Annotated in this window: 19 protein-coding genes; 14 read left to right on the top strand and 5 right to left on the bottom strand. The window is 53.2% G+C overall.

What is annotated here, in order from left to right:
• Nucleotides 1–13: 13 nt before the first annotated feature.
• Nucleotides 14–508 (bottom strand): hypothetical protein, encoded by a 495-nt coding sequence (locus tag HG66A1_RS13680; protein WP_145184696.1) that lies wholly within the window; start codon nt 506–508, stop codon nt 14–16.
• 123 nt (nt 509–631) lie between these two features.
• On the opposite strand from HG66A1_RS13680, the gene HG66A1_RS13675 reads away from it, so the two are divergent.
• Nucleotides 632–1606 carry a hypothetical protein gene (locus HG66A1_RS13675; protein WP_145184693.1) on the top strand — a complete coding sequence of 325 codons (975 nt, stop codon included), beginning with the start codon at nt 632–634 and terminating at the stop codon, nt 1604–1606.
• Nucleotides 1607–1640: 34 nt separating this feature from the next.
• On the opposite strand, the gene HG66A1_RS13670 is transcribed toward HG66A1_RS13675, so the two are convergent.
• Complete coding sequence (locus HG66A1_RS13670; RefSeq protein ID WP_145184690.1) at nt 1641–2453, bottom strand: phosphatidylinositol-specific phospholipase C/glycerophosphodiester phosphodiesterase family protein; 813 nt, start codon at nt 2451–2453, stop codon at nt 1641–1643.
• Between the two features lie 98 nt (nt 2454–2551).
• Entirely contained in the window at nt 2552–3043 is a 492-nt protein-coding gene (locus tag HG66A1_RS13665) for a S1 RNA-binding domain-containing protein (protein ID WP_197997137.1), read from the bottom strand.
• Between the two features lie 260 nt (nt 3044–3303).
• Between HG66A1_RS13665 and HG66A1_RS13660 the strand changes: the two genes are divergently transcribed.
• The 5 genes from HG66A1_RS13660 to HG66A1_RS13640 are packed head-to-tail and all read left to right on the top strand — an operon-like array spanning nt 3304 to nt 8942.
• On the top strand, nt 3304–4254 hold the full coding sequence (locus HG66A1_RS13660) for a prenyltransferase/squalene oxidase repeat-containing protein (protein ID WP_145184685.1): 951 nt from the start codon (nt 3304–3306) through the stop codon (nt 4252–4254).
• Between the two features lie 36 nt (nt 4255–4290).
• Nucleotides 4291–5937, top strand: a complete 1647-nt coding sequence (locus tag HG66A1_RS13655; RefSeq protein ID WP_197997136.1) for a glycosyltransferase family 39 protein — start codon at nt 4291–4293, stop codon at nt 5935–5937.
• A gap of 31 nt (nt 5938–5968) precedes the next feature.
• Nucleotides 5969–7192 (top strand): nucleotide sugar dehydrogenase, encoded by a 1224-nt coding sequence (locus tag HG66A1_RS13650; RefSeq protein ID WP_197997135.1) that lies wholly within the window; start codon nt 5969–5971, stop codon nt 7190–7192.
• The gene (locus HG66A1_RS13645; protein ID WP_145184679.1) at nt 7189–8211 is read left to right on the top strand and encodes an NAD-dependent epimerase/dehydratase family protein; all 1023 of its coding nucleotides are present in this window, start codon (nt 7189–7191) and stop codon (nt 8209–8211) included. The genes HG66A1_RS13650 and HG66A1_RS13645 overlap by 4 nt, the downstream gene beginning before the upstream one ends.
• Nucleotides 8211–8942: a glycosyltransferase gene (locus HG66A1_RS13640; protein WP_145184677.1), complete on the top strand. Its 732-nt coding sequence runs from the start codon at nt 8211–8213 to the stop codon at nt 8940–8942. Before HG66A1_RS13645 ends, HG66A1_RS13640 begins: the two co-directional genes overlap by 1 nt.
• A 14-nt stretch (nt 8943–8956) precedes the next feature.
• Here HG66A1_RS13640 and HG66A1_RS13635 read toward each other — a convergent pair whose 3' ends face one another.
• Nucleotides 8957–9430, bottom strand: coding sequence for a hypothetical protein (locus HG66A1_RS13635; RefSeq protein ID WP_145184675.1), 474 nt, complete (start codon nt 9428–9430; stop codon nt 8957–8959).
• Between the two features lie 161 nt (nt 9431–9591).
• Between HG66A1_RS13635 and HG66A1_RS13630 the strand changes: the two genes are divergently transcribed.
• The 3 genes from HG66A1_RS13630 to HG66A1_RS13620 all read left to right on the top strand — a co-directional run bounded on the left by HG66A1_RS13630 (nt 9592) and on the right by HG66A1_RS13620 (nt 14907).
• Nucleotides 9592–10188 carry a hypothetical protein gene (locus HG66A1_RS13630; RefSeq protein WP_145184673.1) on the top strand — a complete coding sequence of 199 codons (597 nt, stop codon included), beginning with the start codon at nt 9592–9594 and terminating at the stop codon, nt 10186–10188.
• 164 nt (nt 10189–10352) lie between these two features.
• A complete protein-coding gene (locus HG66A1_RS13625) occupies nt 10353–10886 on the top strand; it encodes a DUF4184 family protein (protein WP_145184671.1) in 534 nt (177 codons plus the stop codon).
• A gap of 277 nt (nt 10887–11163) precedes the next feature.
• A complete protein-coding gene (locus tag HG66A1_RS13620) occupies nt 11164–14907 on the top strand; it encodes a chemotaxis protein CheB (protein ID WP_197997134.1) in 3744 nt (1247 codons plus the stop codon).
• Here HG66A1_RS13620 and HG66A1_RS13615 read toward each other — a convergent pair.
• A complete protein-coding gene (locus tag HG66A1_RS13615) occupies nt 14904–15659 on the bottom strand; it encodes a response regulator (RefSeq protein ID WP_145184666.1) in 756 nt (251 codons plus the stop codon). The two genes, HG66A1_RS13620 and HG66A1_RS13615, sit on opposite strands and share 4 nt — an antisense overlap.
• Before the next feature lie 570 nt (nt 15660–16229).
• Here HG66A1_RS13615 and HG66A1_RS13610 point away from each other — a divergent pair.
• The 5 genes from HG66A1_RS13610 to HG66A1_RS13590 all read left to right on the top strand — a co-directional run bounded on the left by HG66A1_RS13610 (nt 16230) and on the right by HG66A1_RS13590 (nt 22782).
• Entirely contained in the window at nt 16230–16439 is a 210-nt protein-coding gene (locus tag HG66A1_RS13610; protein ID WP_145184663.1) for a hypothetical protein, read from the top strand.
• A 64-nt stretch (nt 16440–16503) separates the two neighbouring features.
• Entirely contained in the window at nt 16504–17190 is a 687-nt protein-coding gene (locus HG66A1_RS13605) for a hypothetical protein (RefSeq protein WP_145184660.1), read from the top strand.
• A gap of 29 nt (nt 17191–17219) precedes the next feature.
• A complete protein-coding gene (locus tag HG66A1_RS13600; protein WP_145184657.1) occupies nt 17220–17996 on the top strand; it encodes a DUF2071 domain-containing protein in 777 nt (258 codons plus the stop codon).
• Nucleotides 17997–18676: 680 nt separating this feature from the next.
• Nucleotides 18677–20434, top strand: a complete 1758-nt coding sequence (locus HG66A1_RS13595) for an HDOD domain-containing protein (protein ID WP_197997179.1) — start codon at nt 18677–18679, stop codon at nt 20432–20434.
• Nucleotides 20431–22782 (top strand): PAS domain-containing hybrid sensor histidine kinase/response regulator, encoded by a 2352-nt coding sequence (locus HG66A1_RS13590; protein WP_145184651.1) that lies wholly within the window; start codon nt 20431–20433, stop codon nt 22780–22782. Before HG66A1_RS13595 ends, HG66A1_RS13590 begins: the two co-directional genes overlap by 4 nt.
• Nucleotides 22783–22828: the final 46 nt, after the last annotated feature.

Here is a 22828-nt window from a genome sequence, read left to right as displayed (position 1 = left end):
ATATGCATTCATCCTACGCGATATGGAGATGTTTGAGGAAATCATAAGCTGCCCAGAGATACCAGCCAATCAGAGTAAATAGCAGCGGTAAGCCCAGTCGAAATGATTGTGACCGATAGATCATCGAGATCGCAACCAGAAAGGCGGCATCGAATAAAATCACGCAAATTAACAACTCTGAATTCGATACATTTCCAGAGAGCATTGAGAGCAACGGGCCAGCATGCAAGACGCCCCAGAACCCAAGATACTCAAAATCTCCCCATGAAAAGATAAACAGTCCCCAGGAAACGATTAATGGGACCAACCAGAGGAAGATTGAGAGCCCAAGGAAGTGACGTCTCCCCATAAGCGCCGCTTCAGTTTCTGCTGTCCGGTCTGATCCAGCATCCGGCTCCGGTTGACTGGTTCCCAGAGAGGCTGACATTTCTTCTCTCCTAGTGTAAATCAAATCGCTCGGTGCATCAAAACCCGAAACACACTTTTCAGCTACAATTCGTTGCCGCACGGTAAGGTCTAATCGACACTTTCTGTTGACAGGTTGCCTGTGTCTGCTACGATTTCGCGTCGCATACAGTGAACAGAAACGACGCGTAGTTTCATTTCGCAGTAATTTTCAGCCAGGAGAGCTATGATGCAGCCAAATAAATTTCTCTGCTTATTTTCCCTGGTCTGTACTTTCCTGAACTCATCCATCGTAGTATCCCAGGAAATCGAATGGAAGTGGTACCACAAACTGACTCCCGACATCACGCGTTCTCAGCTTCACAAGCTTGCGGGCAAACCGGACTCAGTTAGCGAAACCACAGACATTTACCACCTGCCGGAGGGAGAGTTGAAACTGGATTATCAGAACAGCACGCTTCTGAATTGTGATCTGAAAGCCCCCAATGGAGAAATCAATAACTGTTTTTATACCTGGGGCGGTAAGTTAGCACCGGAACACCTCGCCGAGCGTAAAAAATATCTGACAACCAGATCCTTTACTGTCCTGCCTCAATTTGCAGGCCCCGCCTTCGATTCGGCAGGATTCGAGGGGAAATGCTATCAGGTTGACGATGGCTATCTCGTCGTTGAACCTGTTTTATATTTGATTGGCCGAAGCGGTCATTACAAAGATAAAGCAGCCCAGGTAGTACACGTTCACAACGATGGTACCCAAGAAGTCCTGTATCGCGCCTTTGATCATTGGCAGAAACTCAAGCCTCCAGAATTGAGTGACGCTCTAATACAACAACGGATGCGAAAACTACACACGCTGGGTGGGGGTGCCATCGGGAAACCGCTCCATTCGGTGCTCGGCCCCCCAGACGCCAGCATGGGTTCTGGCAGATGCATCAGGGTTTATTACCTCAGCAACGCACTGGTATTCATTGAGATCGCGACTCCTGCCGCAGCAGAAATGCGAAATAAAAATGAACGCGGCTTCATAGATAAATATCTTCGACAGACGCTCGAGGGCGCAACAGCAAATCAGTATGTTGAGAAAATCGGGAACATTGGTTTCCTGCGTCCCGGCAAAGAAGACATCAGCATGATCCAATGGTTACGGGAAACACAGCCTGCGGATTGGGAGCATCCAGAGAAAGCCGCTGATCAGAAATAGTCATCCCTGGGAGAGTAAATTTACCAGCAACCAGCTAATCGGTCTGCCTCTTAAGAAACGCACTCAGCCGTTCGAGCTGATCCGTGTTAATGTGATCCACATCCGCGGCCACCAGTTCCCGCCAGACGGCTTCTGACTCCGGCGTTGCCCAGAACCGCACCCGCCGCCCCGCGGCATGCGCCTGCTTCACTATCGTCCGCAGTTTGGTGCGTTCCACCTCAGACATGCTTCCTTTGCCGCGATATTTGAAATGCGACGTCCAGCGATCGCTGATCAGCGGCATCAGTTCCGCCGGCTGCTTCGAGCCCAGATCACTCAGCCGCCCGTCAATCCCCATATACCGCGGGTTGGCGTCGGCGATCAGTCTCTTCGGCCGGTCTCCCGAAATCACAATTTGCACCGCCCCGGGAATCGATTTCCCATCCTCAACCCTGCACAACAGCGCGGCATAGTCTTCCAGTTGCTGCCGTAATATGGGGTAAACCGCCGCACCATCCGTTTTAATATCCACCAGCAGAGTGAAGGGGGGCGTTTTCTCCTGACTGGAAAAAGTGCGTTTCTGAAAATATGCCTGCAGCGGATCCAGGTAAAGTTTCCGCAGCGTCCGTTCCGGCGTTACATCAGGCCGATCGTGGGCCACCAGCAGTTCACCATCCACCAGGTAAATGTCCGCCTCCACAGACCAGAACCCATGCTCCAGCGCATCGTGCAATGGTCGGGCATGTTCATAATCATTATGGGCATGCGCCTGAAACAGGGGCGTCTGCGTCTTCTCCTCCGCATTCAATGACGTGAAGCTACAACTGATAACCAGCAGCACAACGAAAAACAATCGACTGAAACCCATTGACACAAACCTTTGAAGAACCTGACTGACAAGAGAAACAAAAGCTTAATCGTCACGCATCCGGGGTTCCAGTCGCGCTCGGGATGCTTCACCGTTTCTTAACAGGCTTTTTGGTTCGGAGATACCAGAGAGATACGCACTGCATGTTGCCGCCGATTGACTGCGTTCACGATGACGGAACAGTGCTCACCTGGTGTGAGTGAAATGTTCTGCTCACATAACATCGCATAAGACCCTGGTATCAGTTCAACCAGATAGCCAGACTGTCCATCGCATCGATCTGCCTGATCGACATGACGCATCACTTTTGACGAAAAAATTGTTCCCACTTCAAACTGATTCGACTCCCAGGGGTCCGGGTACATTCCTTTAATCGTACCAGCAATCCGACCGCCTGCCGCATCAACATGAATGATCTTAACCCGTAATTGATCACCCGGAGATGCAAACTGCACACAAGAATTAAAAGAGGCGATCCAGGAGATCTCCGGGATCAGCACCTGAATCTCCTGCTTGTCAGACGCGCAAAAAACTCCGAAGACCTGCACCGCCAGGACCTCAGCTGCCAAGATATCCCCTGAATTTAACATCGACTTGTGCTCCCTCCTTTTTAGCATGCTTCATGGCAATTATGTCGTGCTTTCTTAAGTCAGCAAGAGATTCTCTGGATTTCATAAATTGCGATTCATCAATTCTTAACGGGAACAAAGGCACATCATTGAGAATCGGAAATTCTATCCCGATTTCATCGAAATCGTTTTATATTTCACTCTGATAAATGGATGCTGGTCTGTTAGAATAGAAGCAAGTATTAATCCTCAGATCCGTCTCCTAACCAAAGGCGCTCACCATGTTCCTCTTCAGCTCACTCCTCCTCGCTCTGACCGGCGCAGTCTCCGACGCCCAGCCCACCACCGCCGAAGTTCGGTCGACCGTAGAGCGCAGCATCCCGTATATTGAAAAACAGGGCCTGTGGTGGATTGAGGAAAAGAAATGTGCGTCCTGCCACCGCGTGGGAACCATGCTCTGGAGTCTGCAGAACGCGAAGCAGCATGGCTTCACCGTCAGCGACCGTCTGCAGGAATGGACCGACTGGGCCAACGATAAGGCACTGGCCAAGAACGACAAAGGCCAGATCGCGGGGACGACTAATAAAGAAGGCGTAGTCCAGCAATTGTTCGCATTTACGCCAGCCAACTCAGATCCGGAAACCCGCAAAAAACTGATCGGTCTGCTGCGTGTCGATCAGAGGCCCGACGGCTCCTGGAAAGCAGGCGGGCAACTTCCCTTTCAGAAGCGTCCCAAACCGGAAACCGATGCCGTAAGTACCATGTGGCTCACGCTCGGTTTGCTGACCGCCGCCGATGATCCTCAAAATCAAAAGACCATCCAGCAGGCCCAGACCTTTATCGACAAGAGTGCACCGGGCAAAAGCACCGAATGGTACGTCATGAAACTCTTGCTCGCGACCAGCCAGAAACAAGACCAGCAGCGCGACCAGATGATCCAGCAATTACAGAGCCTGCAACACGATGATGGTGGCTGGGGCTGGCTCACCAGCGATCCCAGCGATGCCCTCGGCACCGGCATGGCACTGTACGCCCTCCGTAAAGCAGGCGTTGATTTAGAGGCCGACCCAGTCCGACGGGCGGAGCAGTTTCTGATCTCGACTCAGAAAAAAGATGGCTCCTGGCCGGTCAAAGGGACCAAAGCCAAGAAGAAAGATCGCATCGAAGAAACTGCCGTCTACTGGGGCACCACCTGGGCGGTACTCGGCCTTCTGGAATGCCTGCCGCAATAAGCGAACGCCGATTCACATCGTTGCTTCGGAATCTGCTTGATCCCGACTGGAAAACCGTTTATCGTCGGTAAAATCTTAGAAACGACTTCCGCGCGTCCCGTCACCGAAAGCCTGCTGCCGACCTTGTCCGAACCCGAATCGAATCAGACCACCTCTCACACCAGCCACTGGTGTCGCTGGGCCCTCGCCGGGATTGTGATCCTCTTTCTGATCTGGCGGGTCCCCCTCGTACTCCGCGAGGCAGGGGGCCAGGATGAAGAATGGTTCGCCATTCCCGGGTGGACGATTCTCGAGACAGCCATCCCCCGCGTCCCGTATGCTCCACAACGCCAGACTGGCAGCGCCTTCTATCAGGCTGACGAAGCGCTCTTCGCACTTCCGCCGCTTTACTTTTATGTCTCCGCACCGCTGTACGCCTTCCTGCCTCCAACTTACAGCACGACGCGGCTCGTCTCCATCGCGGCTGGGGTCGGAACCCTGATTCTGATGTACCTGCTCGCCGTGCGCGTATTCAAAGACCCACAGGCCGGACTGATCGCCGCGGGGCTCTTCAGCCTCTCCCGGCTCCTTTATTTCCCCGCTGTCATCTCCCGACCCGACATGCTCTGCTGCCTCTGGGGACTGCTGGCAATCCTGATGATGTATCACTGGCATGATAGCGCACGACGCTACCGCGACCTGGGTCTCGTCGGCCTCCTGCTGGGACTGGGCATGCTCACGCATCCCTTTGCGCTGGTCTACTGCATTCAGCTCTGCTGCTGGGCACTGCTCGTCAACGGGACCTGGCAACAACGCCTGTTGCGGGGCACCGTGATCACCGGATGCGCCCTCGCGGTCTTCGCCTTATGGCTCCCTCTGATACTGGCTTACCCCGAACCGTTCCGCTATCAGTTTTTCACCAACGTCCTCGACCGCTCCGGTCCGGGACTGATCTCCCGTCTTCTGTTTCCCTGGCCTTACTTCGCCACGCAGTTTCAGTTGCTCCGCGAACACGCGGGCACGATTCAGCTCTCACTCATGGCCGCAGGATTAGTCATCGGCACCGGGCTGGCCTGGCGCTCCCGGGACCATCGTCAGCGTATCCTGCTGCTGCTCACCTGGTCCTCTATTTACCTGCTCATTGCCTGCCAGGGCCACCACCCGACCAAAGGCTACTGGTCGTATCCCGGCGTGCTCCTGTTCCTCTGCCTGGGCTGGGGGCTGAGCCGCCTCGCTACGCCACTCTGGAACCGCAGCGTCGTCTGGCGTCTTCCGGTACTGGTTGGTGCAGCCTGTTTTGTGCTGGCGATGCTTCCCGGTTCGGGGATCCGCACCTGGGGCGCTCACATTGCGAACTGGTCGAATGTGAATTACAATGCACCTCGATTTATCAGTCGGATCATTCAGGAGTTACCTGCAGACGCCCGTTATACGGTCGATCGCGCCTATGTCTTCAATTTTGCAGCCGCGGGACGTCAGACGCTCCTCGGGGACAACCGCGAATTCGCCTTTGATGCACGTCCTTTTCCCTACGATTACCTCATTGTCAGCCATGACATGCGGGACAGGGAGTTGAGTCAAGAATTCAAAGGGCGTCTCGTGGCAACCTGGGGAGATCCGGATGATCCCTTCAGCTGTTTTGTCGAAGTTTATGTGCCGGAAGACAGCCCGGTACAGAGCCTCGATCAGACCAGTCAGAAATGACAACCATCATCACCAGCACAGGAGTCACCGGTTGAACGCGCAAGAGGGACAGACAGAGACGACACAGGTGCAACATCCTCTCCGCGTGGCCATCATCGGGGGAGGCGGTCATGTGGGACTCCCTTTCGGCCTGGCCTTGTGTGACTGCGGACACACGGTAACGCTCGTCGATCTCAACGAGGCGCAGCTCGATACAATCCGCTCCGGCCAGATGCCGTTCCAGGAAATCAACGCGGACCAGCTTCTACCGCGAGTTCTCGAATCCGGCCGCCTGCATTGTTCCACGAGCTTCACGGCGCTTTCCGAACAGGATGTGATCATCGTCACCATCGGCACCCCGGTTGATGAATATCTCGACCCCAGTCTCAGAGCCTTCGATCAGGTGATGGAAGATGTCTTCCAGCACTGCCGCCCCGGTCAGTTACTTATCATTCGCAGTACGGTCTTCCCCGGAGTCACCCAGCGACTGGGGCGACTCGTCGCCGAACGTGACCTGCAGATCGATGTCTCCTATTGCCCCGAACGGATTGCCCAGGGTCGGGCACTCCTGGAACTGACACAACTCCCCCAGTTAGTCAGCGGCTGTACCCCACAGGCAGCACAGCGGGCGGCCAGTTTCTTCTCCGATTTCGGTCAGGAAGTCATCGAGCTTTCTCCCGTCGAAGCCGAACTGGGTAAGCTGTTTACCAATTCCTATCGCTACATTAACTTCGCGATCTCGAATCAGTTCTACATGCTGGCCCAGCGTTACGAGGCCGACTTCGACCGCATCTATCATGCGATCACCTACAAGTACCCCCGCATGAACGGCTTTGCCCGCGCCGGGTTTGCCGGCGGTCCCTGTCTGCTCAAAGACACCATGCAGCTGGCATCCTTCAATCACAACCTGCTCACCCTCGGTCAGACTGCGATGGCGGTCAACGAGGGACTCCCCGGGTTCATTGTGGAACGACTCAAGAAAAATCACGACCTGACCGGCTTGACGGTCGGGATTCTGGGAATGGGCTTCAAGGGGAATTGCGATGATCCTCGGAGTTCTTTATCGTACAAACTCAGAAAAGTGCTGACGCTGGAATGCCGGCGGGTGCTTTGTACCGATCCCTTCATCGACAGTTCCGATTTCGTTTCGCTCGAAACCATTCAGCAGGAGTCAGACATTCTGATCCTCGGGGCCTGTCACGACGAGTATCGCAGTTTACAGACCACCAAACCCCTGATTGACGTATTTGGATTCACAACAAGGCAGGAGCCATGAAAGTTCTGATTACCGGCGCCGCCGGGTTTATAGGCAGTTATGTTGTCGGAGAACTGCTGGAGGCCGGCTACGATGTCGTCGGTCTGGACAATTTCTCCAAGTACGGCGAATTAAGTCCCGCTCACCAGGGACATCCCCGCTACGAATTCCTGCAGGCCGATGCCAAAGACATCGACCTGCTCAGTCGGCTGCTCAAGGACTGCGATCACTTCATCGCCGGCGCCGCGATGATCGGCGGTATTTCCTACTTCCACAAATTCGCCTACGACCTGCTCGCAGAAAATGAACGCATCACAGCGGCCGCTTTCGACGCGGCTCTCGCCGCCCATCGTGAAGGACAACTGCAGAAAATCACCGTCATTTCCTCGTCGATGGTCTTTGAATGTGCGCAGCAGTTTCCCAGTCAGGAAGGGGACCAGCGCACCTGCCCGCCTCCCGAATCGACCTACGGCTTTCAGAAACTCGCCGTGGAGTATTATGCCCAGGGAGCACATCAGCAATACGGTCTGCCTTACACAATTGCCCGCCCCTTCAACTGCGTCGGCATCGGAGAACGCCGGGCAGTCACCGATGAAGATGTCAAATCGGGTGATATCGAACTCGCTCTCAGCCATGTCGTCCCCGACCTCGTTCAGAAAATCATGAAAGGGCAGGACCCGCTGCAGATTCTCGGCGACGGCTCGCAGGTCCGTCACTACACCTACGGCGGAGACCTCGCCCGGGGCATCCGGCTCTGTGTCGAACATCCCCAGGCCCTCAACGAAGACTTCAACCTCTCCACCCCCCAGGCGACGACGGTCCTCGAACTGGCCGAGACGATCTGGCAGAAAATTCATGGGCCCGATAAGCCTTTCCGCTATCAAAGCGAACAGCCATTCCCACACGATGTGCAGTATCGCTCTCCCGCAGTTGAGAAAGCAAAAGACATGCTCGGCTTCACCGCCGACACCACTCTGGATCAGATGCTGGACGAGGTCATCCCCTGGATTAAAGAACAGATTGCACGCGGAACCATCTGATGGAGCAGGCAGCCACTCCTCTCTCGGTCATCGTCCCCGTCTATAACGAGGACGAAAACTTCCCCCGCCTGATCGATGCCATCGACCAGCGGCTGCCGCAACCTTTCCGCGTCTTGGTTGTCTACGACTTTGACGAAGACACCACGGTTCCGGTGGCCCGCGAACTGGCGACCACGCGTCCCTACCTCTCACTGGTCAAAAACGAACTGGGCAGGGGACCCGCGAATGCCATCCGGGCCGGCTTCCAGGCGGCAGACAACGGACCGGCCCTGGTCATCATGGCCGACCTTTCCGACGACCTCAACGATGTCGCACCCATGCTCGAGCTTTATCATTCTGGATGCCGGATCGTCTGCGCCTCACGTTATATGCAGGGAGGCAGGCAACTCGGCGGTCCGCTGCTCAAACGCACGCTCAGCCGCCTGGCGGGACTCTCACTCTATTACCTGGTCGGCTTCCCCACCCACGACGCGACCAATAATTTCCGTCTGTATGACGCCGCCCTGGTCAATGAACTGCAGATCGAAAGCGAGCAGGGCTTCGAAATCGCCCTGGAGTTGACCGCCAAGGCCTTTGTCCGCGGCGAAAAGATCGGCGAGATTCCCACTACCTGGAAAGACCGCGACGCCGGCGAATCCCGCTTCCAGCTCTTCCGCTGGCTTCCCAAATACTTCCGCTGGTATCGCTACGCCCTCATCGGTCGCTGGTTCGGCAGGAAAAAACAACGTTGATTGAAACTCACTATTTAATCAATGCCCTGCCAGGTGAATTCCACATGCCCGGTATCCTTGTTATAAATCAGCTCTTCCCGTTCGTGCACGAAGTATTCTGAAAACTCGCGATTATAACGTTCCAGAAATCCCATGTCCTCCTGCCGCTGGAGACCACGTTTCAGAATCCGCTGCACCGTCTCACGGCTCCCATTAAACGAGAGCCGGATATGTCCCGCATCCCCCAGGATCCATGTAGAAGACTGCAACTCGCAGACATCAGCTGGTGGGGCAAAGCCAAACTGCCGTTCAAAGACGGCGGCTGGACGTGATAACCCGTATTGCCAGATTCCCAGGGCACTGCAGTAAATCACAAACGCCCCCAGCAGCCACTGCCACTTTCGATTGACACGCAAAAAATATAACGTCCCCATCAAAATCAGCGCAATGATTGCGAATCCGATCATGAATAAGATCAACAGAAAGATGATGTTTGCAAATACAGCCATCCCGCTATCTTAAAAGAGCAGGGGAGCCTGTCAATTGCTGTTTGCTGCAGCGGATCTTTCAACATCTGCTCTATTTCGACCTGTCGATATTCTCCCTGCCTGCTGTGTAGCGTAAAATAAGCCCCAGCGCGAATCCTTCTCTCTGCAGATCAAGCGAACTCATGAACGAAACAGCCCCCAAAACGACCAGTTCTCCCAAAAGTAATCTCAGAATTTATGTAATCATCCTGCTCATCATTCTGGGAGTCGCCGGCTGCGTGCAGTTGAGCCATTACTATGTCAGTCTGCCGAAAATCGATCGGCTGGGAGCTTCCGGTCATATGAAACAAGAGGCAGAACGGGCAGTCCGGTTAGCGCAAGACGTATTTCAGGTCGACCTGGATTACTCTCCGGAATCTGTTGAGAAGGTAGAACAGATTCTGGCCAAATCGCGGGAACGCTATCTTCAGGATCCAAACGCGGACCGCTCGATCACGCCGTCTGCGCGGAGCTATCTCTGGGGAGCCTATATTGGTGAGGTGATTAAAACAGTCAAGCCGAGTGAATGGAAAATTGATCCCGAAACTAAAGCCGTCACACTTCAACTCACTGAGGAGGCCGGACAGCCTGTGATCAATCCCATGCGCTGGTGTTTTCAGCGCATTACCAGAGGCGAGCCGGAAGATAATGTGTGGTACAACTTCCTGCTGGTCACAGTCGAGCCCGACCCCAGCCAGTTGCGTACCCCACCTCCGCAGCAGGGGGTACCAGGCCAATAGCCTGTCTCTTGCAGCGTCGCCGATTCATTTGGGCACAGTCATACATCCGCCATCATAGTCCGTGCAAACCGGCATTCAAGAACTATTTCCAGCCAGCATCCCTCAGACACGTCCAAACAGCGATAGACAGATTCGCGCTCATCCGACTATGATTCCGGCCAGAAATATTTCAGCATGGAGGATCACTCATTCCGCTCACCCCGTTTCATTTCAGTCCCGGCCTGCTCACCAAAGTCTGCGGTCCCCGTTCATTCTGGCTGACCTCCTTTATGGCGGCCAACGTGCTGATTGATGTGGAAGTGCTCTACTATATGAGCCGCAATGAGCTGCCTCTCCACCGCAGTCTGCATACCTACCTGGGAGGCAGCGCCGCAGGACTCGTGGCTGGTCTGCTGATGTGGGGACTCATACTTTTTCTGGCCCGACTCATGCCCCCAACCTCACGCTGGAAACAGCGTCTCGCGCAAACATCCCGGACACGGCTGCTGCTACAGTCTCTCATCGCCGGTTTGATCGGCGGAGTCTCTCATGTCTTCCTCGACAGCCTGATGCACGCCGACATGCATCCCTTCTGGCCACTCACCACCGGCAATGCGCTCGCAGGTTCGATCAGTGTCGCATCCCTGCATATCGGCCTGGGGCTGCTCGGCCTGTTCTCGATTTTCCTCTGGCTGTTCCTGCGGGATCCGCGGTCTTAATCAGGACTGCACATTCTGATGAACAGGCTACACAAAGCCGTATTATCAGCCGCCGAACTGATCGATGGGCAGCCATTTCATTGCCCCTTCTGCTGGTTTCCCTTCCACCTCCCTTCACCGCATATCATTACACAGTAGCCACTTACAACACGAACGACACTCTGTGGACATGACTGGCATGCCGTTCGCTTTTGGGAGTGGCAAACAGAGAAATTTGTAAGCGCGTCAAAATGATCGCACGTTGATGCAGCGTAATCTGAGAAAAGGACATTCAACGATGAACAGCGATAAGGCTAAGCTGGGTGAAACCAATCGTAATTCAGATGAGGACGATGAACCGAGCAGTTTTCCGATCGTCGGCGTCGGTGCGTCAGCAGGTGGACTGGAATCCCTGGAAGAGCTGTTCGCCAAGGTTCCCGTCGACAGCGGCATCGCATTTGTCGTGGTGCAGCACCTGTCCCCCGATTTCAAAAGCGTCATGGATGAGCTCCTGGCGCGACGGACTGATATCCCCATCCAACAGTCGGAAGATGGACTGCCGATCTCTCCCAATCGGATTTTTCTGATCCCTCCTAAGAAAGAGGCGATCCTCTCCGATGGACGCTTTCGTCTGCGAGATAAAGATCCCAAAGAAACCCTGACGCTGCCCATTGATTATTTTTTCCGCTCACTGGCTCAGGAAGCAGGCTCCCGGTCGATCGCGGTCGTGCTCTCGGGCAGTGGCAGTGATGGTTCGCGTGGCATTCGTGACGTTCACGACGCAGGCGGACTTGTAATCTGTGAGAGTAATGAAACCGCAAAATTTGATGGAATGCCCCAGTCGGCACGAGAAACGGGACTGGTGGATCTGGTCCTGAAACCGCGAGAAATAGCCGGTGCCATTGAAAAGCATGTCACCTTTCACAACAACTCCCTGACATCGAATCAGGTAGAGGAAAAACCACTTGACGAAGGCGTCGAATTGATCTTCGGACTCCTGAACCAGGAATACGGCATCGATTTTTCCCACTACAAGTCCAGTACCGTCGGACGAAGAATCCAGCGCCGTCTGCTGATGCAGCAGGTCGATTCGATTAATGACTACGCAGAGCAGTTGCGGGAGAATTCCCAGGAACTGAATTCGCTCTACATGGATCTGCTGATCGGCGTCACCCGCTTTTTCCGCGATCCAGAAGCATTCTCGATTCTGGAAAAGAAGATTATCCCGAATCTGCTCGACAGCATCCCCCCTGAAGAAGAAATCCGCATCTGGATCGCAGCCTGCGCGACAGGGGAAGAAGCTTATTCCATCGCGATTCTATTTCATGAACAGCTCGAAGAACGCAACCGCCCCATCAACATCAAGATCTTTGCCACCGATGCACATAAAGCCTCACTCGAGTTTGCCAGTGCGGGTAACTATGAAGAAGACGCCTTCAAGGAAGTTTCCGACAGACGTCTGAAACGCTACTTCAATAAAACGCAGAAGGGTTACTCTGTCGATCCGGATCTGCGTAAGATGATCGTCTTCGCACCCCATAACGTGTTGAAAGACGCTCCCTTTACCAAGCTGGATCTCATATCCTGCCGCAACCTGTTGATCTACTTCCAGAACCGCGCGCAGAAACGGGCTCTGTCCCTGTTCCATTTTGGCCTCAAAGCCAACGGCATTCTCATGCTGGGTCCCAGTGAGTCCCCCGGGGAACTGGCCGATGAATTCGAAGTCATTGATGGACACTGGAAGCTGTACCACAAACGTCGTGACATCCGACTGCCCGCGGATATCCGTGGCCCGTTGACCCATACCAGCCTGACCTCGACAAAAGTTGAAGAAACCAGGCAGCCCGCCACCAAGAAACGCGAACTGATGGATATCAGCCTGCTGGGCGCCTACGACTGGGTTCTCGCGCATCACATGCCGGCTGCCGTCCTGATCGACGAATCCCGCGAACTGCTGCACGTATTCGGCGACGCGGAAAAATTCATGAAGATCCGCAAAGGTCGTCCAAGTAAAGACGCGCTCGATCTGTTCACAGACGATCTCCGCACAGCGCTGCTGGCAGCCATGCAGAGCATCAGCAAAGACCAGGTTCCCGTCTGCTATAGCGGCATGCGCGTCGAATCCGGGAGTGCAGAGGGCCTGTATCGTGTCTCCATCGAGCCTGTCGAAAACAAACACGCCTCGCAGCAGCAGTTGTTGATTATGTTTGAAAAGATGGATGATGATGAAGCGGATACCAGCCGCGATTCGAGCTCCCACATGAAAGATTTCAGTTCAGAGCGCATCGCCCGGGAACGTATTAAGACTCTGGAAACCGAACTGCAGCACACCAAGGAAAGTCTGCAGGCCACTGTCGAAGAACTGGAGACATCCAATGAAGAACTGCAGGCAGCGAACGAAGAACTGATCGCCTCTAACGAAGAGTTACAGAGCACAAACGAAGAGCTCCATTCGGTCAACGAAGAACTCTATACCGTTAATGCTGAGTATCAGAACAAGATCAATGACCTGACGGATATGACCTCCGACCTGGACAGTCTGATGGAAAGTACCGATGTCGCGACCGTCTTCCTGGACGAAAACCTCTGCATTCGGAAATTTACGCCTCAGATTGGGCCCATTTTCAAACTGATGTCGCACGACATGGGCCGCTGCATCGACAGCTTCGCCCATCACATTGACCGCCCCGGTTTAATCAAAGAGATTCGAAATGTATTGAATACAGGAGAAGCGATCGAAGAAGAAGTCCAGGATGATGAGGGACGCTGGATGTACCTCCGCGTCCTGCCGTACCGTTCCAAGCGAGATCTGAAGGGCGTGGTACTGACTCTCATAGACATCAACACTCTGAAACGGACACAGGATTCCCTGGCCGCGGCAGTCAAAAACCGCGAGCAGTTCCTGGCCATGCTGTCTCATGAACTGCGCAATCCCATCAGTGCCGTCTTCAGTGCGTCTCGATTATTGAACAACCGCATCAGCGAAACTGAAGAATCGCAGAAAGCGGTTACCGTCATCCAGAGACAGGCCGCTCACATGGCACGCCTGCTGGATGACCTGCTGAATATTTCGCGCATGACCCAGGACAAACTGGAACTCCGCAAGAAGAAATTTGATCTGCATGATCCCCTGCAGGAAGCCATCGATTCGATGCTGCCTTCCATCAAGCAGCAGGACCAGGAACTGGAACTGAATATCACAGACGATCCGCTGAACCTCTACGGCGATGAAGACCGCTTAAGGCAGGTCGTCGTGAATTTACTCGACAATGCAGTAAAATACTCATTTCGGGGCGATGTCATCCGGATGAATGTCCGCAGGGAGTCGGATGGTGCCGTTCTGGAATTAAAAGATAACGGTAAAGGAATCTCGAACGAGATGATGGAAACCATCTTTGAACCGTTCGTCCAGTCGCATCGCACTCACGATGACCAGGATGGCGGCATGGGCGTTGGTCTCTCCCTGGTCAAATTCATCATCGATGGACACGATGGCGACATTCAGGTCAAAAGCAAAGGAATCAATCGGGGTAGTGTCTTCTCGATTCGTCTGCCATTGCTGGAGCAACAGGATCTCAGCCAGATTGATGAATCATCCAATGGAGGAAACGGCAAACCGAAACCCTCAGAGGGGAACGGAAAATCGAGCAGTCACTCTCATCGCGAACAGTCCAGGCAGCAGATCCGCAGCGTTGTGGTCATTGAAGACCAGCAGGACAACCGCGAGATGCTGAATGCCTTACTGGGCATGGAAGGTTTCGACGTGAGTACCGCGGAGAACGGTAAAACAGGTCTCCAGCTCATTCGAAATACCGATCCCGATGCAGCAGTAATCGACCTGGGACTCCCCGAACTCAATGGTAATGAAGTCGCCCGCACACTACGCTCCGAACGCGGTGACGACCTGTTTCTCATCGCCTTGACGGGCTATGGTCAGCCAGAAGACATTCAACGTGCGAAAGAGGCGGGATTCGACGAATACCTGGTCAAACCATTGGACCTCGACCGACTGTTAGCCTTGCTCAAAAAAAGCGGTAATTAGACGGTAGTGATTGAGCCAAACGTTTCCTGGCGAATCTGTCCGATCATACGTGCGGGATCCAGCGGCTTCTTGAACCAGCCATCCACACCTTCTGGACCGATGGCTACGCCGGCTTCACCAGGATCAGCGCCACTGACGCCGAATACTTTCAGGTTTCGCATCCAGGGAGTTTCGCGGATGTGACGTACCGCCAGGGGACCATCGCAGACAGGCATCGCCATATCCAGCAAAACCACATCCGGCAGTTGGTGTTCCTGCAGGTATTCCAGTGCCTCAACGCCATCGCCGGCGGTCTCGACATCATAACCGAACGATTTCAAGCAGGACGCTAAAAGCTCGCGTTCGTTGCGATCATCGTCGACCAGCAAGGCGCGCAACTTCTGTGGCGAGCGTTGCGCGGCCATGATTTTCTCTGCTTCTTTAAAGCCTTCCACTACGGTCTCCAGAGTTTTAGCTGCCTCAGCGTTATCGCCCTGATGAATCTGTAACTGGGCCAGATAGACTGCCAGCCGTGCTGTGTTCAACCGGTTTCGCAAATCATGCTGACTTTTATTGACGAGCATGGAAGGTCGGTCAGCAGATGAGGTCGCAGTTCCTTGATTGGTAGCAACTTCCTCTCGCAAAATCTCCAGTTCACGCGGGGCATCAATGCCAATTTTGGCAACTCCGCCTCGAACTTTGAGCACATTGATCGTGACACCGATGGAGGGAAATACGATCTTCTGATCGGGACGTCTCGATAGTACGAGCATTGTTGGGTTCCTTTCCTGATCGAAATCGAACCGTCGGGTTTCGACTCCGTATCGTTTCTTCGGATCACTGACCTGTGACGAGCGAGGTAAGCGGCGACGTCTTGTCGGCTTTCTCGCTATCAGTGAGCTTGAAGGGAATCCGTTCCGATACACTTACCGCGACTGGAGTTTATGTCTCAGAATTAGATTGTCAATACAGGATCGGTATTATCATCGAGTCACCACATCGATTCTGAGTACGTTTTCACGTGCACTCAAAATGCCGCCTTAACAGACAAATCAAACAGAGGACACATTGAGACTGTCATGACAGCCTGTGTAACGACCACCTCTTAGATAGATCTCGAGTTTTGAAATCAATAAAGCCACACCGCGACATTCTTACGCAGTGATCACTTATTTGATTCCGATTTTTCACCGAGTCCGAGCAACACAGGGAATCGACGCGATGCTGTCTGACAACTTAAGAAATACGCACTCAAGGCAAGCCTGTTGACAACTGAACATTCTACGACCAGAATAGCATTCATTGTCCTTTCTGAATTCCGTCATCTATTCTCAGGCCCAGGCATGAGCGATCCGCAGCAGCCCGTTAACTATCGCCTCTTTATTCCCCTGATGATGATTTTCATGAGCTGCTACCTGTTCATGAAAGGCCCCTCCAGTAATACAGCCCAACTCCTGTTCCGCGTAGGTACTCTGGCCGTGGGGCTGATGCTCCTGCTGTTTCTGAATCTCCCCAAATCAAAATCAAATGAAGATCGTGATGCAGGAGAGTGACATTTTTCTCTCCCACAACGATCTTCACATTCGGTAACAATCGTCACCAATACGGAACCTGAACATGCCTGCTGAGAAAGACTATGGACGTATCTTTTTCCCCGGAAATCCCTGGCCCAAAGGGCACAAGATTATTAAATGTGACTGGTCGGCCCGCATTGAGCGAGCTACAGGACTCTGGTTTGATTTTCATATCGAGAGCGAATCTTATTCTGCGGCAGATAAGAGAAAAGACCTTCCCGATGATGAGGACGAAAACTTGAGCCCGACTGCATCACATACTCTCTGGGATAACTATAACAGTCTGACGCTTTCAACCACTCGATGGGTGGGCACAGCCTATGGATTTCAGGCCGGGGATCGCGATCTTCCCTTCAATTTCAAAAAACTCTCCGGTCAACAGTTCGAAATTGATACCCCACCAGTGACGGAAGGCTATCCGCGTCCCTTTGCCATCTATCGCTGGGGGCATGAGGAGGTTGCTTACCAGACGCTCAAGTTTCGTAAGGAACCTAAAAAGTCAACTTTCTCCATAGACTGGCAAGGCCGCATCGGTGGCTTTATCGATAACAAACCGGATTTCCCGTATCCCTTTCACATGAAACTCAAGGGAGTTGCTTTCCAGGGAATAATTTTCTCTGCAGGTACCGACCGACACCAGGCCTACGATCTGGCGACTCCTTATGTCGAACATGCCTCCCGCTATAAATTTCGCAACCGTAAAGATCACACTGCACTCGTACCCGGTTAAATCACACCCCTTGTCTTCAGACTTTTCCGATGGACAAACTCACCTTCAACGATGAACTCCTCGCACGCCAGCCTGCTCGCGGCATTGATGTCGAAACCACGCTCGCGCACTTCGCCATCATCACCTGTCTGATCGACCCGGCATTACTTCGTCCGTTGATCCATCCCCGCTTCCAACTCGACCTGGTGGAAGTCGATGGACAGGAGAGGGCACTGCTCTCGGTGGTCCCCTTCATGGATCAGGACTTCCGCTTCGTCCGCTTTCCCTGGCTCAAATGGCGCTTCGGTCAGACGAACTATCGGGTTTACGTCACCGACACCCAAACCGGCGAACACGCGGCCTGGTTCATCGGGACGTCCCTGGACTCCTGGACCGTTTCCATCCCCCGACATCTCTGGAAACTTCCCTGGCACCGCGCCAGGATCCATTTTGATTGTAACTACGACGAGACAGCACGCCGTTACACTCGCTATCGCATGCAGACAACTGACAGTTGGGCCGACGCGGAAATCGAACTACAGGATACCGGCCAGCCCCCCACTGAACTCACAGGCTTTGATGACCTGCAAACAGGACTGGTGATCTTAACCCACCCCCGCAAAGGTTTTTACTATCGTCGCGATGGTCGACTGGGGACGTACCAGATCTGGCATGACCGGCTGCAGACTTCCGCCGGGAAAATCGACACTGCTCGCTTCTCACTTCTCGAGGAAATGGGACTGGTCACATCAGGAGTTGAGCCAGCCATCCATAGTGTGCTCCTGCAGCACCAAACTGAGTTCACAATCTATCTGCCTCCCCATTGAATCAGGAGGCTTTTCCCTCCATGCCCACTGAGTGCAAGACTAGCCATTTCAATGACTTAACCACATTAATCAAGACAGAATGTCGCACGTCACTGCTCTGTTCACCTCACTCTTTTTCACCAATAAGGAACTATATTTGTAAATCCACCAAACGTGTCAAATTTCTACTAATTTCCGCCCGAGAAAAATCCGTTCAATATTGTATGAAAACGTGGATAGAGCTAATCTTTTCCACGACTGTGCAAATCATTCCCTGAGCAACTCTCATTGAATATCACGATTCGAAACACAGCAATTTGGAGATTTAATTAGTCAAAATAGTTCAGATTTCCCTCATCAGGACCTCAACATTGAAAGACGAATTGAAATGGAAATTCAACGCCACGTGACCTGATCTGATTGACTGTAAATCTCAGATCTTTTGCCTCCTCCATCTCCGACATTTCTGACATTTACGACTACGAGTACAAAAAGTTTGCCTTTCTGATAGCGTTCAACAAGTATTTCGTATTGAACAGTAAAATCGCATGCTCAATGTCTGCCGGTTACTGTTCCATTTCAGTGGATGACTGACATTGCTTTGCCATTTTGAATGATAAATTTAAAAGCGACTCACGGCACAGCATGAAGCTGTTTGATCAGCCTGCTCACAGTCATGACGACAATCGGAGGATTGAGCAATTAGTTCCTTTCAATATCACGCGCTGATCGTCGATGATGAACCATCTCTACGACAGCTGCTGGCACGTGCGTTGACTCAGGCGGGGTTCCACTGTGATACCACAGGTGAGGCAGGCGTCGCTTTACAAATGTGTGATCGGCATCAATATGATCTGGTCATCTCCGATCTCAAGATGCCTGGCATGAATGGCCATGCGTTTTGTGCACAGCTGATTGGTCGGGGAGACTGTCAACCTCTGGTCTGTGTGCTCACCGGCATCGTCGAACCCCGGATTGAGCAGGATTTAAACAAACGTGGCATCAAACATATCTTCCATAAGCCGATCGATTATAAGCAATTCGCCCAGGAAATGCTTCAGGCCCTGGGTGACCGCCCGTCTGCAAAACCCCTGATCAAAGCACCCGATCAATCACCAGACACGCAGAACTCCGGATCAAAACATAACGTCGTTATCCTGAGTCCCGACACCTCATTCACACACAAAATTGTGCTGGCTGCTGCCGATTCACCCCTGGATGTCGTCATCGCTCTCAGCACCGATCATCTCCTGGAAATTGTAAACGAAAAACGGGTCGACCTGCTGATCATTGATCAGGAAATCTCTGGCTTCCTGCGTGGGAATCAGATTGTCGAACGCCTGCACGCCGACCTCATCAACATCCCCGCCTTCCTCAGGGGAGACAGTGACACGCTGAACCGGATTGACATTGAGAGCTCTCTGGGTGTCGAAAAAACAATTGAAGCCGATACGGATGAAGCCGATATCCTGAACACGGCATACGGCTATCTCTCTCGCCGCTCGCACCACTGCCTGATGATTGATCCGGCAGCCCGTAGGCTCATCACCGAATTCACCGATGTGCCCCCGTTCCCTCATGTGCTAACCCGACTGGCTCAACATGCCGCCCGCTCCACGCTCGAAATTTCAATTCCGCAGCTGGTCAAAGAGATCGAAACTGATTCACGTCTGACCTCTGAACTCATCAAAGTGGGTAACTCTTCGCAGGTCGCATCTTCTTCCAAGCAGAAGGACCTCAAAGGCATCGTCACTCTGCTCGGCCCCCGGCAGGCCATCGCGATCTGCCTCTCTCTCGGTTTGAGAACCGTACGTTCCAAACTCATGAAACCCTGGGCAGAAGACTTCCGAAACTGGTACCTGAAACGAACCTCCCTGATCGCCGCCACCGCGGAATCCATCGCCCGTTATTATGATTCGGTCCCGCCCGAAACAGCCTACCTGCTGGGAATCCTGCAGGACATCGGGATCCTGGTGCTCGCAGAGCACTACGGCGAAGTCTATTTTGAACGGGTCATTAAGCGGGTCCGCAGCATCCCGACATTGCAGTTCACCGCTTCAGAAAACATGGTCACCAACACCGACCACGGGATGGTCTCAGCAGCGGTTCTGCAATCATGGGGCTTTCCATTCTCCATCGTACAACCGGTCTATGCCCATCATCAGGACGATGCCGAGCTGAACCTGCCCATCATGACACAGGGGCTCGTCCGCTGCATGCGGGTCGCAGAAGCCTTCGCCGAAATGTGTGACCAGCCAGTTCCCCAACGGATCTTGAAAGTGAATCAACTACTGTCAGACTACTACCAGAAGGGACGCATGGAAGCCCAGGACGTCTTCCTGACCGCGATTGACAAATCAAATCAGATGTCGGAAATCTTAAGAACTCCCCCTTTATCAGCAGAGGAATTAGAAGCCATCGCCACTCAATTCCAGGAAGGCGATGAGCAAGAGGTATGAACCCGCTCCCCAACAAACGGATGGAAAATTCGATTCTTCAACAGGTAATCGAACGCACCGTCAACGGAGTCATTATCACTGACGAGGCAGGATACACTACCTGGATCAATCAGGGTTTTGAACGGATCACTGGTTTCAGCGCAAACGAAATACTGGGACAAAAGCCGGGAGAACTCCTGCAGGGCCCCGACAGTGACGCTCATGTCATTGAAGAAATGCACCTTGCAATCTCCAATGCAGAAACGTTCGATGTGACCATCCTGAATTACAAGAAAAACGGGGAGACATTCTGGAATTACATCGAGTGCCTGCCCTTATTTGAAAACGAGATACACACTGGTTTCCTGGCGATCCAGACCGATGTCACGCCGAGTATCGAATTTCAAAACCGGTTGATCGAAGCCAACAAGCGTGCTCAGGAGAATTCAGAACGGCTGCTGCTCGCCTTTGCCGGCGGGCTTGTCGGCAGCTGGGACTGGAACCCGACCGACGATGATCTCTATTTCCACGAAAGCTGGGAAAATCTGGTCGGTGCCGAACCCGGGACACTCGAGCACAAAATCGAAACCTGGGTCAAGCGAATTCATCCGGATGACGTTGATCGGTTTACTCAACAGCTGGCCCTGGTAACGCGTGATAAACACGACCATTTCGTATCTGAACACCGGATCTTATGCGAACGGGATCAGTATCGCTGGACGATGGCCCGGGGACAGGTGGTTGCCCGTGACCAGCACGGAAACCCCACCCGCATGGTAGGCGTCCACCTGGATATTTCAGAGCAGAAACGAACCCAACAGTTACTCGATGAACAAAATGATCTACTGCAGACGATTCTGGATGTGATTCCGTTCGCAGTCTCCTGGAAAGATGCTGAATCCCGCTACCTGGGTTGCAACGATCTGTTTATCGAACTCACTGGATTAGGTGAACGGGAAAACGTAATCGGGAAAACGGAACGCGAATTCCATCTCACCCCTGAAGAAGCCGAACATATCCTCAGTGAAGACCGTGCCATCGTCGAAAGTGGTCAGCCGCTGATGCACAAAATTGAAAACCGCGTTTCGTCCAACGGCGATCAGAAGATTCTGGACACCAGTAAAGTCCCCCTCAGACTCTATGATGGCACTACGGGACTCTTGAAAATCTCAATCGACATTACCGAACTGGAGATGGCCCGCGAATCGTTACGCCAGAATGAACTGCAACTCAGACATAGCGGCCGTATGCAGGCGGTTGGAAAACTGGCCGGTGGTGTCGCGCATGAGTTTAACAATCTGCTGCAGGCCATCCGTGGTTACGTGACTTTTGCCCTGGATGAAGTCGCCTCCGATTCTATGGCTCATTCCGATCTGACCCAGAGTATCACCGCCATTGATCGTGCCGCAAAACTCACGACACAGTTGCTGCGATTCAGCCGCGTTGAGGAAGTGGAAAAAATCACCTGCGATCCTCAAAATGTGATTGACGATTTGCGCGTGCTGCTTCGTCCCTTGCTCCCCGAAAACATCTCGCTCGAGTATGAACTCTCTCCCCAGTTACCTCAAATTGTGGCGAATCCACTTGTCCTGGGGCAGGCACTGCTCAACCTCTGCATGAACTCGCGCGACGCCATGCCGTCCGGAGGCACCATCACTATCGGCGATCGGTTGATCAGCACATCAGAAGACGCCAGGATCGGCTTCTATGTCAAAGACACCGGTCCAGGCATCCCGGAGAATATCCAGGACCGGATTTTTGATCCCTTCTTCACCACTAAGGAAGTCGGGCAGGGGACCGGTCTGGGGCTGGCGATGGTTTATTCCACCGCTGAAGAACATGGGGGCAGTGTCAACTTCGAATCCCGACCGGGTGAAGGGACCCGCTTTGAAATCATGATCCCTGTCGTCGATGAAAACGATACCCCCACTTCACAACATGTCGTCGATCGCTTTGATATCAAAGCCACCCAGAATCGCTCAAAAACGGTGAAATCGATCCTGGTCGCAGAAGACGATTCGATCGTCATGCGGGTTACCGTCCGCATGCTGGAGAACCTGGGATATCATGTGCTTTCCGCAAATAATGGCAGGGCAGCCGTGGAAGTCTACCGCAGGGAACGGGAAGACATTAAATGTCTTGTTTTCGACATCTCGATGCCACTGATGAACGGTACCGAGGCATACGACGAAATCAGCAGACTGGGCACATCACCGCCGATCGTCTTTTGTACCGGCTACGATTCCAATCAGACCCTCAAAACGGATCTCTGCCAGAAGGGCTATCGCCTCATCAACAAACCGTTCGACCAGACGACCCTCGAAGAGGCCATCAACGACGCCCTGCTCGAAGCCGCTGCAGAGGAATGAGGGGCTCGTTGCCTGAGCAGGATTTTCTTATCGTACTTCTCTCTTG

Source organism: Gimesia chilikensis (genome assembly GCF_007744075.1).
Classification (GTDB): Bacteria; Planctomycetota; Planctomycetia; order Planctomycetales; family Planctomycetaceae; genus Gimesia; species Gimesia chilikensis_A.
The sequence above is the reverse complement of the archived record's forward strand: the minus strand, read 5'-3'. Positions and strand labels throughout refer to the sequence as shown.